This window comes from Pseudomonas sp. TH37 (assembly GCF_016650735.1).
Lineage (GTDB): Bacteria > Pseudomonadota > Gammaproteobacteria > Pseudomonadales > Pseudomonadaceae > Aquipseudomonas > Aquipseudomonas farris.
On record NZ_JAEKFD010000003.1, the window covers coordinates 17,826 to 32,814 of the forward strand.

Annotated in this window: 16 protein-coding genes; all 16 read left to right on the plus strand. The window is 59.0% G+C overall.

Going from position 1 to position 14,989, the window contains the following annotated elements; translation table 11 throughout:
* The first annotated feature begins 10 nt into the window (after positions 1-10).
* A complete protein-coding gene (gene iscA / locus JFU11_RS09425) occupies positions 11-334 on the plus strand; it encodes an iron-sulfur cluster assembly protein IscA (protein WP_007903589.1) in 324 nt (107 codons plus the stop codon).
* 8 nt (positions 335-342) lie between these two features.
* Positions 343-864 (plus strand): co-chaperone HscB, encoded by a 522-nt coding sequence (gene hscB, locus JFU11_RS09430; protein ID WP_030129844.1) that lies wholly within the window; start codon positions 343-345, stop codon positions 862-864.
* 51 nt (positions 865-915) lie between these two features.
* Positions 916-2,781, plus strand: a complete 1,866-nt coding sequence (hscA, locus tag JFU11_RS09435; protein WP_123358115.1) for a Fe-S protein assembly chaperone HscA — start codon at positions 916-918, stop codon at positions 2,779-2,781.
* On the plus strand, positions 2,781-3,122 hold the full coding sequence (gene fdx, locus JFU11_RS09440) for an ISC system 2Fe-2S type ferredoxin (protein ID WP_123719422.1): 342 nt from the start codon (positions 2,781-2,783) through the stop codon (positions 3,120-3,122). Before hscA ends, fdx begins: the two co-directional genes overlap by 1 nt.
* Before the next feature lie 14 nt (positions 3,123-3,136).
* On the plus strand, positions 3,137-3,337 hold the full coding sequence (gene iscX, locus JFU11_RS09445; RefSeq protein WP_050681789.1) for a Fe-S cluster assembly protein IscX: 201 nt from the start codon (positions 3,137-3,139) through the stop codon (positions 3,335-3,337).
* 92 nt (positions 3,338-3,429) lie between these two features.
* The gene (ndk, locus tag JFU11_RS09450; RefSeq protein ID WP_007916882.1) at positions 3,430-3,855 is read left to right on the plus strand and encodes a nucleoside-diphosphate kinase; all 426 of its coding nucleotides are present in this window, start codon (positions 3,430-3,432) and stop codon (positions 3,853-3,855) included.
* Between the two features lie 28 nt (positions 3,856-3,883).
* Positions 3,884-5,032, plus strand: coding sequence for a 23S rRNA (adenine(2503)-C(2))-methyltransferase RlmN (gene rlmN / locus JFU11_RS09455; RefSeq protein WP_007903600.1), 1,149 nt, complete (start codon positions 3,884-3,886; stop codon positions 5,030-5,032).
* A 12-nt stretch (positions 5,033-5,044) separates the two neighbouring features.
* On the plus strand, positions 5,045-5,803 hold the full coding sequence (pilW, locus tag JFU11_RS09460) for a type IV pilus biogenesis/stability protein PilW (protein ID WP_007903601.1): 759 nt from the start codon (positions 5,045-5,047) through the stop codon (positions 5,801-5,803).
* Positions 5,803-6,822 carry a RodZ family helix-turn-helix domain-containing protein gene (locus JFU11_RS09465; RefSeq protein WP_123719421.1) on the plus strand — a complete coding sequence of 340 codons (1,020 nt, stop codon included), beginning with the start codon at positions 5,803-5,805 and terminating at the stop codon, positions 6,820-6,822. Before pilW ends, JFU11_RS09465 begins: the two co-directional genes overlap by 1 nt.
* A gap of 3 nt (positions 6,823-6,825) precedes the next feature.
* Positions 6,826-7,935 (plus strand): flavodoxin-dependent (E)-4-hydroxy-3-methylbut-2-enyl-diphosphate synthase, encoded by a 1,110-nt coding sequence (gene ispG / locus JFU11_RS09470; protein ID WP_007903603.1) that lies wholly within the window; start codon positions 6,826-6,828, stop codon positions 7,933-7,935.
* A 37-nt stretch (positions 7,936-7,972) separates the two neighbouring features.
* Positions 7,973-9,262, plus strand: a complete 1,290-nt coding sequence (gene hisS / locus JFU11_RS09475) for a histidine--tRNA ligase (RefSeq protein ID WP_052967496.1) — start codon at positions 7,973-7,975, stop codon at positions 9,260-9,262.
* A gap of 40 nt (positions 9,263-9,302) precedes the next feature.
* A complete protein-coding gene (locus tag JFU11_RS09480) occupies positions 9,303-9,944 on the plus strand; it encodes a tetratricopeptide repeat protein (RefSeq protein WP_007903605.1) in 642 nt (213 codons plus the stop codon).
* On the plus strand, positions 9,937-11,088 hold the full coding sequence (gene bamB / locus JFU11_RS09485) for an outer membrane protein assembly factor BamB (protein ID WP_032830306.1): 1,152 nt from the start codon (positions 9,937-9,939) through the stop codon (positions 11,086-11,088). Before JFU11_RS09480 ends, bamB begins: the two co-directional genes overlap by 8 nt.
* 135 nt (positions 11,089-11,223) lie before the next feature.
* Positions 11,224-12,693, plus strand: a complete 1,470-nt coding sequence (gene der, locus JFU11_RS09490; RefSeq protein ID WP_038981746.1) for a ribosome biogenesis GTPase Der — start codon at positions 11,224-11,226, stop codon at positions 12,691-12,693.
* 294 nt (positions 12,694-12,987) lie between these two features.
* Positions 12,988-14,136 carry a pyridoxal phosphate-dependent aminotransferase gene (locus JFU11_RS09495; RefSeq protein WP_123719419.1) on the plus strand — a complete coding sequence of 383 codons (1,149 nt, stop codon included), beginning with the start codon at positions 12,988-12,990 and terminating at the stop codon, positions 14,134-14,136.
* On the plus strand, positions 14,124-14,915 hold the full coding sequence (locus JFU11_RS09500; RefSeq protein WP_201121280.1) for an amidohydrolase: 792 nt from the start codon (positions 14,124-14,126) through the stop codon (positions 14,913-14,915). The genes JFU11_RS09495 and JFU11_RS09500 overlap by 13 nt, the downstream gene beginning before the upstream one ends.
* Positions 14,916-14,989: the final 74 nt, after the last annotated feature.

Genomic DNA, 14,989 nt, shown 5'->3' on the forward strand with positions numbered 1-14,989 from the left:
GGAGTCACCGATGGCTATCAGCATGACAGAAGCGGCTGCTCAACACGTGCGACGCTCCCTCAACGGGCGCGGCAAAGGTGAAGGGATTCGTCTGGGTGTTCGCACCACAGGCTGTTCCGGCCTTGCCTACGTGCTGGAGTTTGTCGACGAGGTGGTGGCAGAGGATCAGGTGTTCGAAAGTCACGGCGAGAAAGTGATCATCGACCCGAAAAGCCTCGCCTACCTGGACGGCACCGAACTCGATTTCGTCAAGGAAGGGTTGAACGAAGGCTTCAAGTTCAACAACCCCAACGTGCGCGGTGAATGTGGCTGCGGCGAAAGCTTCAACATCTGAGGCTGCTTGTGGGAACTCCTTGTCATTTCGCTTTATTTGAACTGCAGCCGAGCTTCCGTCTGGATCTCGAGCAGTTGGCCACGCGCTACCGTGAGTTGGCGCGTGGTGTTCATCCGGACCGCTTTGCCGACGCTTCCGAGCGTGAGCAGCGGCTGGCGCTCGAGCAATCCGCGAGCCTCAACGAGGCCTATCAGACGCTCAAAAGCCCCCCCAAACGCGCGCGCTACTTGCTCGCCATGGGCGGTCGTGAGCTGCCGCTGGAGGTCACGGTGCATGATCCGGAGTTTCTTCTGCAGCAGATGGAGCTGCGTGAAGAGCTCGAAGACCTGCAAGACAGCGCCGACCTGGCGGGTGTTGCAGTGTTCAAGCGTCGCCTGAAGACCGCGCAGGATGAACTGAACGAAAGCTTCGCAGCCTGTTGGGATGATGCAGCGCAACGTGAACAGGCCGAACGCCTGATGCGGCGCATGCAGTTCCTCGACAAGCTCACCTACGAAGTGCGCCAGTTAGAAGAGCGCCTCGACGATTAACCCAGTGCCGCTCCGGTCGCACGCCTGATATACAGATAAGTCCTGATAACGATGGCCCTACTGCAGATCGCCGAACCCGGCCAAAGTCCTCAACCGCACCAGCGTCGTCTGGCTGTGGGGATCGACTTGGGCACTACCAATTCGCTGGTCGCTGCATTGCGCAGTGGTCTTTCCGAGCCTCTGGCCGACGCGCAAGGGCAGGTCATCCTGCCGTCTGCCGTGCGCTATCACGCCGATCGCGTCGAAGTCGGCGAGTCGGCCAAACTGGCCGCCGCGTCCGATCCTTTGAACACTGTGCTGTCGGTCAAGCGCTTGATGGGTCGTGGTCTTTCCGACGTCAAGCAATTGGGCGATCAGCTGCCGTATCGTTTTGTCGACGGCGAGTCGCACATGCCGTTCATCGACACGGTGCAAGGCCCGAAAAGCCCGGTCGAAGTCTCCGCCGATATCCTCAAAGTGCTGCGTCAGCGCGCTGAAGCGACCTTGGGTGGCGAATTGGTTGGCGCGGTGATTACCGTTCCGGCCTATTTCGATGATGCTCAGCGTCAAGCCACCAAAGATGCAGCCAAGCTGGCCGGTCTGAACGTGCTGCGCTTGCTCAATGAGCCAACCGCGGCGGCCGTTGCTTACGGTCTGGATCAGCACGCCGAAGGCTTGGTCGCGATTTATGACCTGGGCGGCGGTACTTTCGATATTTCGATTCTGCGCCTGACTGGCGGTGTGTTCGAAGTGCTGGCTACCGGCGGCGACAGCGCCCTGGGTGGTGATGACTTCGATCACGCTATTGCTGGCTGGATCATCGAGAGCGCCGGTCTGTCGGCCGATCTCGACCCGGGTACGCAACGTAATCTGCTGCAAACCGCGTGTGCGGCCAAAGAAGCCCTGACCAATTGCTCGTCCGTCGAAGTTGCTTATGGCGACTGGAAGGCCGAGTTGACCCGTGAAGCCTTCAATGCGTTGATCGAGCCGATGGTTGCTCGCAGCCTGAAAGCCTGCCGCCGCGCTGTGCGTGATTCCGGTATCGAACTGGAAGACGTACACGCTGTGGTCATGGTCGGCGGCTCGACGCGCGTGCCTCGTGTCCGCGAAGCCGTTGCGCACGCCTTCGGTCGCGAACCGCTGACTGAAATCGATCCGGATCAAGTCGTCGCCATCGGTGCTGCGATCCAGGCCGATACCCTGGCTGGCAACAAACGTGACGGCGGCGAACTGCTGTTGCTCGACGTGATTCCGTTGTCCCTGGGGCTGGAAACCATGGGCGGCCTGATGGAGAAGGTGATTCCGCGCAACACCACCATCCCCGTCGCCCGGGCCCAGGACTTCACGACTTATAAAGATGGCCAGTCGGCCATGGCGATCCATGTATTGCAGGGCGAGCGTGAGTTGATCAGCGACTGTCGTTCCCTGGCACGCTTCGAATTGCGCGGTATTCCGGCGATGGTGGCCGGCGCGGCGAAGATTCGCGTGACCTTCCAGGTCGACGCCGACGGTCTGCTCAGTGTCTCGGCCCGCGAATTGGGTTCGGGCGTCGAAGCGAGCATCCAGGTCAAACCGTCCTACGGCCTGACCGACGGCGAAATCGCCAAAATGCTCAAGGATTCGTTCCAGCACGCCAACGACGACAAAGTCGCCCGCGTATTGCGTGAGCAGCAAGTTGATGCCCAGCGCCTGATCGAGGCGGTGCAGGGCGCTCTGGAGGTTGACGGCGAACGCCTGCTCGACGCCGAAGAGCGCATGGTCATCGAATTGCAGATGCAGGAACTGACCGAACTGATGAAAGGCACCGATGGTTACGCTATCGAGCAGCAGACCAAGCGTCTGTCGCAAGTGACCGATGCCTTTGCTGCCCGCCGCCTGGACTCGACGGTGAAAGCCGCTCTGGCGGGGCGCAACCTGAATGAAATCGAGGATAACTGATGCCGCAGGTCATTTTTCTGCCACACGAGAAGTTCTGCCCGGAAGGCATGGTTGTAGAGGCTGAGCCCGGTATATCCATTCTCGAACTGGCCCATGAACACCATATCGAGATGGAAAGCGCCTGTGGCGGCGTCTGCGCTTGCACTACCTGCCATTGCATCATCCGCGAAGGTTTTGACTCGCTGGAAGAGGCGGATGAGCTGGAAGAAGACTTTCTTGATCGGGCCTGGGGTCTGGAAGCGCATTCGCGTCTAGGCTGTCAGGCGATCGTCGGGACTGAAGACCTGACCGTCGAAATTCCGAAATACTCGCTCAACCATGCAGCCGAAGCGCCGCACTGATTCAAGGAACCGACATGAGTCTGAAATGGGTTGATGTGCTTGAAATCGCGATCCAGCTGGCTGAAACCAAGCCAGATGTGGACCCGCGTTACGTGAACTTCGTCGATCTGCACAAATGGGTGCTGGCGTTGCCGGAGTTCAGTGATGATCCGACCCGCGGTGGCGAGAAGGTGCTTGAAGCCATTCAGGCCGCCTGGATCGAAGAAGCAGACTAAGTCTGCACCGTACGCAGTTAGGCAATACCAAAGAACCCGCGTATAATTCGCGGGTTTAATTTTTCGCAAATTACCGTTTCTGGAGTTACACCATGGCTGTTCAACGTACTTTCTCCATCATCAAGCCTGACGCTGTTGCAAAAAACGTTATCGGCGAGATCACCACTCGTTTCGAAAAAGCTGGCCTGCGCGTTGTAGCTTCGAAACTGAAGCAACTGTCCAAAGCTGAAGCTGAAGGCTTCTACGCTGAGCACAGCGCTCGTGGTTTCTTCGGCGACCTGGTTGCTTTCATGATCTCCGGTCCGGTTGTCGTTCAGGTTCTGGAAGGCGAAAACGCTATCGCTCTGAACCGTGAGCTGATGGGCGCTACCAACCCTAAAGAAGCTGCTGCCGGCACCATCCGCGCTGACTTCGCTGATTCCATCGACGCCAACGCTGTACACGGTTCGGACTCCGAAGCCGCTGCTGCTCGCGAAATCTCGTACTTCTTCGCAGCTACTGAAGTAACCACTCGCTAAGCATTGGCTTAAGAGTGAAGGTGAATCCATGACTACATCGACTGTAAAAACCAACCTGCTGGGTCTGACTCAACAGGAAATGGAAAAATTCTTCGACTCAATCGGGGAGAAGCGTTTCCGTGCCGGTCAGGTAATGAAATGGATTCACCACCTTGGCGTTGATGATTTCGACGCCATGACGAACGTCAGCAAGGCCTTGCGCGACAAGCTCAAGGCCATTGCTGAAGTCCGCGGCCCCGAAGTGGTCAGCGAGGACATCTCCACCGATGGCACCCGTAAGTGGGTGGTGCGCGTGGCGTCCGGTAGCTGCGTCGAGACCGTGTACATTCCCCAGGGCAAACGCGGCACTCTGTGCGTTTCGTCCCAGGCAGGCTGTGCCCTGGATTGCAGTTTCTGCTCCACCGGCAAGCAAGGTTTCAACAGCAACCTCACCGCCGCCGAAGTGATCGGTCAGGTCTGGATTGCCAATAAATCGTTCGGCAGCATCCCGGCGACCGCCGACCGTGCCATCACCAATGTGGTGATGATGGGCATGGGTGAGCCGCTGCTGAACTTCGACAACGTCGTGGCCGCCATGCATCTGATGATGGATGACCTGGGCTACGGGATCTCCAAGCGCCGCGTGACCCTGTCCACTTCGGGCGTGGTGCCGATGATCGATGAGCTGTCCAAGCATATCGACGTGTCCCTGGCGTTGTCTCTGCACGCACCAAACGACGCATTGCGTAACCAATTGGTGCCGATCAACAAGAAATATCCGCTTAAGATGCTGCTCGAGTCGTGCCAGCGCTACATGTCGTCCCTGGGCGAAAAGCGCGTGCTGACCATCGAGTACACCTTGCTCAAGGACATCAACGACAAGGTTGAACATGCCGTTGAGATGATCGAGTTGCTCAAGAACATTCCGTGCAAGATCAACCTGATTCCGTTCAACCCGTTCCCGCATTCCGGTTACGAGCGCCCGAGCAACAACGCGATTCGCCGTTTCCAGGATCAGCTTCACCATGCAGGCTTCAACGTCACCGTACGCACCACCCGCGGTGAAGACATCGATGCCGCGTGTGGCCAATTGGTAGGGCAGGTGCTGGATCGCACCCGTCGCAGCGAACGTTATATCGCCGTGCGCGAGTTGAGCGCCGAAAACGATATCGCAACAAACGCCGCGAACAATAATTAAGAGAGGATCTCTATGTCCCTGCGCTTCGCGCTGCTTGTGCTGTTGGCCAGCCTCTGTGCTGGTTGTGTCCTGTCGGGCGATTTCAACCCGATGAAGACCAGCAAGGGCCGTGATGAAGCGCGTGCCGCCTACGTGCAGCTGGGCCTGGGGTATCTGCAGCAGGGCATGACCGAGCGTGCCAAAGTCCCGTTAAAGAAGGCTTTGGACCTGGATAGCTCGGATCCTGACGCCAACGCGGCCTTGGGGCTGGTGTTCCAGGCCGAGATGGAGCCGGAACTGGCCGATCAGCATTTTCGCAAGGCGCTGTCTTCGCGTCCCGCCGATGCGCGAATCCTGAATAACTACGGCAGTTTTCTTTTCGAAGAGAAACGTTACAAAGAGGCTTACGAACGCTTCGAACAGGCCGCCGCCGATACCCTGTATCCTGAGCGTTCACGGGTTTTCGAAAACCTGGGCATGACCGCTTCAAAGCTTGGCCAGCGTGATCTGGCCCGCCAGCAACTGGAAAAAGCCCTGCGTTTGAATCGCCAACAGCCACGTGCATTGCTGGAAATGGCTGAGTTGTCTTACGAAGACAGGCATTATGTGCCCGCGCGTGACTATTACGACCGTTTTAGCCTGCTCACCGAACAAAATGCACGTAGTCTATTGCTCGGCGTTCGGCTGGCAAAAGTGTTCGAAGATCGCGACAAGGCCGCCAGTTTTGGCCTGCAATTAAAACGACTCTATCCCGGTACGCCGGAATATCAGCAATACCTGTCGGAGCAATGATGAAAGCGGCGCATCCCGAAGTTGTAGCAGCGAATCGCGTTAACCCCGGTGAGACTTTGCGCCAGGCCCGCGAAAGCAATGGCTGGTCGCTGGCCGAAGTGGCCCTCAAGCTCAACCTCACCGTCAATTCCCTGAGTAATCTGGAAGCCGGCGCTTTCGACAAGCTGCCTGGGCACACCTTTGCCCGTGGCTATATTCGCGCGTATGCCAAATTGCTCGGCATGGACCAAACCGTTCTGGTCCAGCAGTTCGACCAATCCACCGGCACCGACTCCCAAGGCAGCAACGTCCACAGCCTGGGGCGTATCGAAGAGCCGGTTCGGGTTTCCCACACCATTTTGCGAATTGTCAGCCTGCTGTTGCTGCTCGCAGTGATTGGCGGTGGTTTTGTCTGGTGGCAGGATCAAACCTCATTGCGCACCAAGGACCTGACCGGCCTGGCTCCGGAACACGTTGAAGTCGAAGGCGCCGACGGCACCACCCAGATCCATCCACTGGACGAACCGGAAGACCAGGCTGTTGCTCAAGGTCAGGCTGAAGGTGAAACGCCTCTTGCGCTGCCTCAGTCCGAGACTTCGGCCGAGGAGTCAGTCAGTGCCGAAACGAGCGCACCGGTTCCAGCGCCAGCGGCCCCAGCAGTAACGCCTGCGGCCCATGGCACTGCTCCGGTTGTCGCGACACCGGCGACACCAGCCCCGGCTGTTCCCGCTGTACCGGCACCGGTTGTTACTGCACCGATTGCTCCGACTGCCCCGGCTCCAGCAGCCACGGTGGCTGGCCAAGGCCAGGTTCAACTGCAATTCACCGCCGATTGCTGGACGCAAGTAACCGATGGCACGGGTAAGGTGCTGTTGAGTGGTCTCAAGCGTAAAGGCGAAAATGTTACTGTCAGCGGCAAACCGCCTTTTTCCGTGCGTCTGGGCTTCGCCCGTGGCGCGCAGGTCAGCTACAACGGGCAGGTGGTTGATGTCGCTCCGTTCACCAGTGGCGAGACTGCTCGCCTGAAGTTGGGTCAATAAGTCATGCACGGCGAATCTCCAATCAAACGTCGCGAATCCCGCAAAATCTGGGTCGGTAACGTGCCCGTGGGCGGCGATGCGCCTATCGCTGTGCAGAGCATGACCAACAGCGATACCAATGACGTGGCCGCCACCGTGGCCCAGATCAACCGTCTGGAAGCCGCTGGCGTCGATATCGTGCGGGTTTCCGTGCCGGACATGGACGCCGCCGAAGCCTTCGGCAAGATCAAGCAGTTGGTCAAAGTGCCGTTGGTGGCCGACATCCACTTCGACTACAAGATCGCTTTGCGCGTAGCCGAACTGGGCGTCGATTGCCTGCGGATCAACCCGGGCAACATCGGTCGTGAAGACCGCGTGCGTGCGGTGGTCGATGCTGCCCGTGATCGGGGGATTCCGATCCGCATCGGCGTCAACGCCGGCTCCCTGGAAAAAGACCTGCAAAAGAAATATGGCGAGCCGACTCCCGCTGCGCTTGTCGAGTCCGCCTTGCGTCACGTTGAACACCTCGAGCGCCTGAATTTCCAGGACTTCAAGGTCAGCGTGAAAGCCTCCGACGTATTCATGGCCGTCGCCGCCTACCGCTTGCTGGCCAAGGAAATCGTCCAGCCGCTGCACTTGGGCATCACCGAAGCCGGTGGTTTGCGTTCAGGCACGGTGAAATCCGCCGTGGGCCTCGGTATGCTGCTCGCCGAAGGGATTGGCGATACTATTCGCATCTCGTTGGCGGCCGACCCGGTCGAGGAAGTGAAAGTCGGCTACGACATTCTCAAATCCCTGCACCTGCGTTCCCGTGGCATCAACTTCATCGCCTGCCCGAGCTGCTCGCGGCAGAACTTCGATGTGGTCAAAACCATGAACGAGCTGGAAGGGCGTCTTGAAGACCTGCTGGTGCCGCTGGATGTCGCGGTGATCGGTTGCGTGGTCAATGGGCCGGGCGAAGCCAAGGAAGCCCATATCGGCTTGACCGGCGGCACGCCAAACCTGATTTACATCGACGGCAAGCCGTCGCAGAAACTGACGAATGACAATCTGGTGGATGAGCTTGAACGCTTGATCCGTCAGAAAGCGGCCGAAAAGGTCGAAGCCGACGCAGCTGTAATCGCTCGCGGCTGACCCTGACTAAAGAGCCGAATGAATTTAAGGATTTTAAGTGAGTAAGTCTCTGCAAGCCATTCGTGGCATGAACGACATCCTGCCCGAGCAGACTCCCCTGTGGCGTCATTTCGAGGGCACTGTTTCGCGTTTGCTGGATAACTACGGTTACAAGCAGATTCGCATGCCGATCGTCGAGTTCACCGAGCTGTTCAAACGCTCCATCGGTGAAGTGACCGACATCGTCGAAAAAGAGATGTACACCTTCGACGACCGCAACGGCGATTCTCTGACCCTGCGCCCTGAAGGCACGGCGGCCTGCGTGCGTGCGGTGCTTGAGCACGGCATCACCGGCGGCGGTCAGGTGCAGAAACTCTGGTACATCGGCCCGATGTTCCGTCACGAACGTCCACAGAAAGGTCGTTATCGCCAGTTCCACCAGATCGGTTGCGAAGTCTTCAACCTCGACGGTCCGGACATCGACGCCGAGCTGATCGTGCTGACCTGGCGCCTGTGGGGCGAGCTGGGTATCCGCGATGCGGTCAAGCTCGAACTCAACAGCCTGGGCACCAGCGAATCCCGTGGTCGTTATCGTGAAGCACTGGTCGAGTACCTGTCCGCTCGCCTGGATCAACTGGACGAAGACAGCCAGCGCCGTCTGAAGACCAACCCGCTGCGGGTTCTGGATACCAAGAACCCCGACACTCAAGCGGCGTTGGCCGACGCGCCAAAGATGGCCGACTACCTCGACGAAGAATCCCGCGTGCACTTCGAGGGCCTCAAGGCTCGTCTGGACGCCGCGGGCATTCCTTATGTGATCAACCCGAAGCTGGTTCGCGGGCTGGATTACTACAGCAAGACCGTTTTCGAATGGGTCACCGACAAGTTGGGCGCCCAAGGCACCGTGTGTGCCGGTGGTCGTTACGACGGTCTGGTGGAGCAGATGGGCGGCAAGCCGACCACAGGCGTTGGTTTCGCCATGGGCATCGAGCGTCTGGTGCTGCTGCTTGAAACCCTGGAGCAGATTCCCGAAGAGATCTCCCGTCAGGTCGATGTCTACCTCTGCGCCTTCGGTGAAGCCGCCGAGCTGGCCGGTCTGGCCCTGAGCGAGCGTGTTCGTGATCAATTGCCCAACCTGCGCCTGCAAGTCAATGCCGGCGCCGGCAGCTTCAAAAGCCAGTTCAAGAAAGCCGACAAGAGCGGTGCGCTGTACGCATTGATTCTCGGTGAGGACGAAATGGCCCAGCAAGTGGTAGGTTTCAAACCCCTGCGTGGCCAGGGCGAACAACAAAGCATTGCCTGGGATGCGCTTGCTGCACACCTGGCCACCTGCGTCGTGCAGGGTTGAAGCTGTCAAACAGCCGATTTAGCGATTAAGGAGTATTGGGGTGTCGAGTACCGAAGACGAACATCTGGCGGAGTTGAAGGACTGGTGGACACGCAACGGCAAGCCCCTGGTCACTGGCGGCCTGTTGGCGCTGGTCATCGTGTTCGGCTGGCAGGCCTTTCAGAAGTATCAGAGCAATCAGTCGCAAGGCGCCTCGATTCTCTATCAGCAATTGCTCGAAACTACGCTGACGCCTGATGGCAAGCCTGATGCTGCACGTGTTTCGGATCTGGCCGGCAAGCTCAACAGCGAGTTCGGCGGCACCGCTTACGCGCAATACGGCAGCCTGTTCGTGGCGAAAGTCGCGGTCGACAGCGGCAAGCTGGACGACGCAGCCAGCGAGCTGAAAGCCATTGTCGCCAAACCGGCCAATCCGGCACTCGGCGAAATTGCTCGTCAGCGCCTGGCGCAGGTACTGGCCGCGCAGAACAAGGTCGATGAAGCCCTGAAACTGCTCGAAGGCGATGCCGACAAAGCCTTCCTGGCCACTCGCGAAGAACTCAAAGGCGACCTGCTGGTGCAGTTGGGTCGTACCGACGAAGCGAACACGGCGTATCAAAAAGCCAAGGCGGCACTGTCGGATGAAGCGGCGGTCGGTGGCCTACAAATCAAGCTGGACGACCTGGCCAAAGGGGATGCGTGACGTGATCCGTTGGAAACATGCAGCATTGCTGGCTCTGGCCATATTGGCCGCGGGTTGCAGCAGCAACAGCAAAAAAGAATTGCCACCGGCCGAGTTGACCGACTTCAAAGAAGAAGTGGTTCTGCAAAAGCAGTGGAGTCGTTCGATCGGTGACGGTCAGGGCGAAACCTACAACATGCTGGTTCCGGCGATCGATGGCGATACCATCTATGCTGCCGACGTCACCGGTGTGGTGATGGCGATGGATCGCAGCAATGGCGACGTCAAATGGAAGAAAGATCTCGAACTGCCTGTCTCCGGCGCCGTTGGCGTGGGTTACGGTCTGGTCATGATCGGCACGCTCAAGGGCGAAATCGTTGCCCTGGACGCCAGCAGCGGTGAAGAGAAATGGCGCGCTCGCGTGACCAGTGAAGTGCTCGCGCCGCCGGCCACCAACGGTGACGTTGTTGTGGTTCAGACCCAGGATGACCGTCTGATCGGCCTGGATGCCGCTACCGGCAACCAGCGCTGGTTGTATGACAGCACGCCGGCGGTTCTGACCCTGCGCGGCACCAGCGCACCGATCGTCACCAACCGCCTCGCGGTGGCTGGCCTGTCGACCGGTAAAGTGGTTGCTCTGGATGTTTCCAACGGCGTGCCGGTATGGGAACAACGCGTAGCGATTCCACAAGGTCGTTCGGAACTGGAGCGTGTGGTCGATATCGACGGTGGCTTGCTTCTGTCCGGCGGTACACTGTACGTCGCCAGCTACCAGGGTCGTGTCGCGGCACTGGACCTGGAAAGCGGTCGTCAACTCTGGCAGCGTGATGCTTCCAGCTATGCCGGCGTTGCCCAGGGTTTTGGCAGCGTCTACGTGAGCCTGTCCGCAGGCACTGTTGAAGGCGTCGACGAACGTTCTACCACTGCTTTGTGGAGCAACGATTCACTGGCCCGCCGTCAACTGTCGGCTCCGGAAGTGTTCTCCAGCTATGTTGCAGTCGGTGATATGGAAGGTTACCTGCACCTGCTGAGTCAGGTGGACGGTCGTTTCGTCGGCCGCGAGCGCATCGACAGTGACGGCCTGCGTGCCCGTCCGCTGGTGGTGGGTGACACGATTTATCTGTATGGCAACAGTGGCAAACTGGAAGCCCTGACCATTAAGTAAAGACTATGCTTGGGGTTTAACCCCCAAGCGGCCCCGTTCTGCGGGGCTCGCAGTGCTTACAGGCGCTGCCCCGAGCACCAGCCGCTGCCTCGCAGCGGCTTTTGTATTTTCTGAAATAACGAAGTGGAGAGCCGCATGGTTCCCGTAATCGCCCTGGTGGGCCGACCGAACGTCGGCAAGTCCACCTTGTTCAACCGCCTGACCAGGACTCGCGACGCTATCGTCGGCGACTTGTCCGGTCTGACCCGTGATCGCCAGTACGGTGAGGCCAAGTGGCAAGGGCGTTCCTACATTCTGGTCGACACCGGCGGTATCTCCGGTGACGAGCACGGTATGGACGAAAAAATGGCCGAGCAGTCGCTGCTGGCCATTGAAGAAGCAGATGTCGTTCTATTCCTGGTAGATGCCAAGGCCGGTTTCACCGCGGCCGACCAGATGATCGCCGAGCACTTGCGCAAGCGTAACAAGCGTTCTTACGTGGTTGCCAACAAGGTCGACAACATCGACCCTGAAATGGCCCGCGCCGAATTCGCCCCATTGGGCATGGGCCACGCGATCCCGATCGCCGGTGCTCATGGTCGTGGCATCACCCAGATGCTGGAAATCGCCCTGAGCGACTTCCCGAAAGACGAAGAAGAACCGGAAGAAGGCGAAGAAGAGATCGTTGCCGAAGGTGAGGAAGCCAAGCGCATTCCTGGCCCAAGCGAAAAAGACGGTATCAAGATCGCAATCATCGGTCGCCCGAACGTCGGCAAGTCGACCCTGGTCAACCGCATGCTCGGTGAAGACCGGGTTATCGTTTATGACCAGCCCGGCACCACTCGCGACAGCATCTACATCCCGTTTGAACGTAACGACGAGAAGTACACGCTGATCGACACCGCTGGTGTGCGCAAGCGCGGCAAGATCCACGAAGAAGTCGAAAAATTCTCCGTGGTCAAAACCCTGCAGGCGATCAAAGACGCCAACGTGGTGATCTTCGTGATGGACGCCCGCGAAGGCGTGGTGGACCACGACCTCAACCTGCTGGGCTTTGCCATTGAGTCGGGTCGTGCGCTGGTGATCGCGATCAACAAGTGGGACGGCATGACGCCGAGCGAGCGCGACTTCGTGAAGGTCGAGCTGCAACGTCGACTGTTCTTCGTTGACTACGCCGACATTCACTTCATCTCGGCCCTGCACGGCACGGGCGTGGGCAACCTCTACGCCTCCGTACAGAACTCGTTCAAGTCTGCGGTCACCCGCTGGCCAACCAACCGCCTGACCCAGATTCTGGAAGATGCGGTTGGCGAGCACGCGCCACCGATGGTCAACAACCGCCGGATCAAACTGCGTTATGCCCACTTGGGTGGTGCTAACCCGCCGATCATCGTGATCCACGGTAACCAGATCGAGAAGGTGCCGAAGTCTTACGTCCGTTACCTGGAAAACACTTACCGTCGTGTGCTAAAGCTGGTCGGTACGCCGATCCGCATCGAGTTCAAGGGCGGCGAGAACCCGTACGAAGGCAACAAGAACTCGCTTACCGACCGCCAGGTCAACAAGAAACGCCGCATGATGTCGCACCACAAAAAGGCCGACAAAAAGCGCCGCGACAAGCGCTGATTCACGGATCGCCCACGCCGCTGGTGTGGGCGCATTTGTGGCGAGGGGGCTTGCCCCCGTTCGACTGCGAAGCAGTCGCAAATCGATCAATGGGTTTCATCAGAAGCACCTCGATTACAGGTTTTGGGGCCGCTTCGCGACCCAACGCGGGCAAGCCCGCTCACCACAGGTTATGCGGTGAATGTTTTAGAAGAAGGGCGCCGGTTGGCGCCCTTTTTTTATGGGCGCCGTTTGGGCTATTCTCGAGCTCTCCCGTGCCGTCGTAGAGCCGGGTGTAGAGCCGGGGAATCACCGATGATCACCAGTAAGCTGCCGAATGTCGGCGTCACTATCTTCACGCAGATGTCTCAGCTCGCGGCGCAAACCGGGGCGATCAATCTGTCTCAAGGGTTTCCCGATTTCGACGGCCCGCAGGCCCTGCGCGATGCAGTCGGTCGGCATATCGCCAGTGGTCACAATCAGTATTCGCCGATGACCGGCTTGCCGGTGTTGCGTCAGCAGATTGCAGCAAAGATCGCTCGCAGCTACGGCGCCCATGTCGATGCCGACAATGAAGTGACGGTCACCCCCGGCGCGACTCAGGCAATCTTCTGCGCCATTCAGGCGGTGATCCATAGCGGTGACGAAGTCATCGTGTTTGATCCGGCCTACGACAGTTATGAACCTTCGGTGGAGCTGGCCGGTGGCCGTTGCGTGCATGTGCAACTGGGCCTGAAAGACTTTGCCATCGACTTCCAGAAGCTCGCTGAGGCCATTACGCCGCGCACGCGGATGATTATCCTCAATACCCCGCACAACCCCAGCGGAGCACTGATCAGCCGTGCCGAGCTGGATCAACTGGCGGCGTTGATCCGCGACCGCGACATCTATGTGATCAGCGACGAAGTCTACGAGCACCTGGTATTCGATGGCGTGCCTCACGTCAGCGTATTGGCCCACGAAGAGCTCTATCAACGCGCATTTGTGGTCAGTTCGTTCGGCAAGACCTACCACGTCACCGGTTGGAAAACCGGTTATGTAGTGGCGCCGCCAGCCCTCACCGCAGAGCTGCGCAAGGTTCACCAGTACGTCAGTTTCTGCGGCGTGACGCCGTTGCAATATGCCTTGGCCGATTACATGGCCGAGCACCCGGAACACGTCGAAGAGTTGCCGGACTTCTATCAGGCCAAGCGCGATCTGTTCTGCGATCTGCTGACACCGTCACGCTTCAGTTTCACCCGCGTGGCCGGTACTTACTTCCAGCTGGTCGATTACTCGCAGATTCGCCCGGACCTCAATGACGTCGAGATGGCGCTGTGGATGACCCGCGAACATGGCGTCGCGAGCATCCCGATCTCGGTGTTCTACCAGACTCCACCGGTCGGCCAGCGCCTGGTGCGCCTGTGCTTTGCCAAACGCGAGGAGACCCTGCGTGAAGCAGCGGCAAAACTATGCGTGATCTGAGTGCTCTGCCCAATCTGAATGTTGCGCTGATCCAGACCACTCTGGCCTGGCATGATCGTCAAGCCAATCTGCAGCATTTCGAGCCCTTGCTGGAACAGGCTCGCGGCGCTGACCTGATCATCCTGCCGGAGATGTTCACCACCGGTTTCTCCATGGAATCGGAAACCCTCGCCGAGCCGGAAAATGGCCCCACCAGTAAATGGCTGCGGGTTCAGGCGGCGAAACTGGATGCGGTGATCACCGGCAGCATCATCGTTCAGGTGCCTGACGGCAGTCATCGCAATCGTCTGTTGTGGGCGCGGCCGGACGGGGAGGTGTGGCACTACGACAAGCGTCATCTGTTCCGCATGGCGGGCGAGCACAACCATTTCACCCCGGGCGAGCGTCAGGTGCAGTTCGAATTGAAGGGCTGGCGAGTGCGGCCGCTGATTTGCTACGACCTGCGTTTCCCGGTCTGGAGCCGCGACCCTCAAGACACCGACTTATTGCTGTACACCGCCAATTGGCCGGGCGCCCGGCGCCAGCACTGGAACCGTCTGCTGCCGGCACGGGGGATCGAAAACCTTTGCTATGTGGCGGCGGTGAACCGCATCGGTACTGATGGCAAAGGCTTTGCGTATACCGGTGACAGTCAGGTGCTGGATTTTCAGGGCGAGACGTTGCTCAGCGCAGGCGATGCCGATGGGGTCTTCAAGGTTGTTCTGGACGCGGCGGAGTTGGCGGCTTATCGCGCACGGTTTCCGGCGAATCTGGATGCGGATACCTTCGAGTTCACGTAACTGATCGTTCCCACGCAGAGCGTGGGAACGATCAGGCCCCGAGGTTCACACCCCGGGGCCTTTTGCATTGCCGC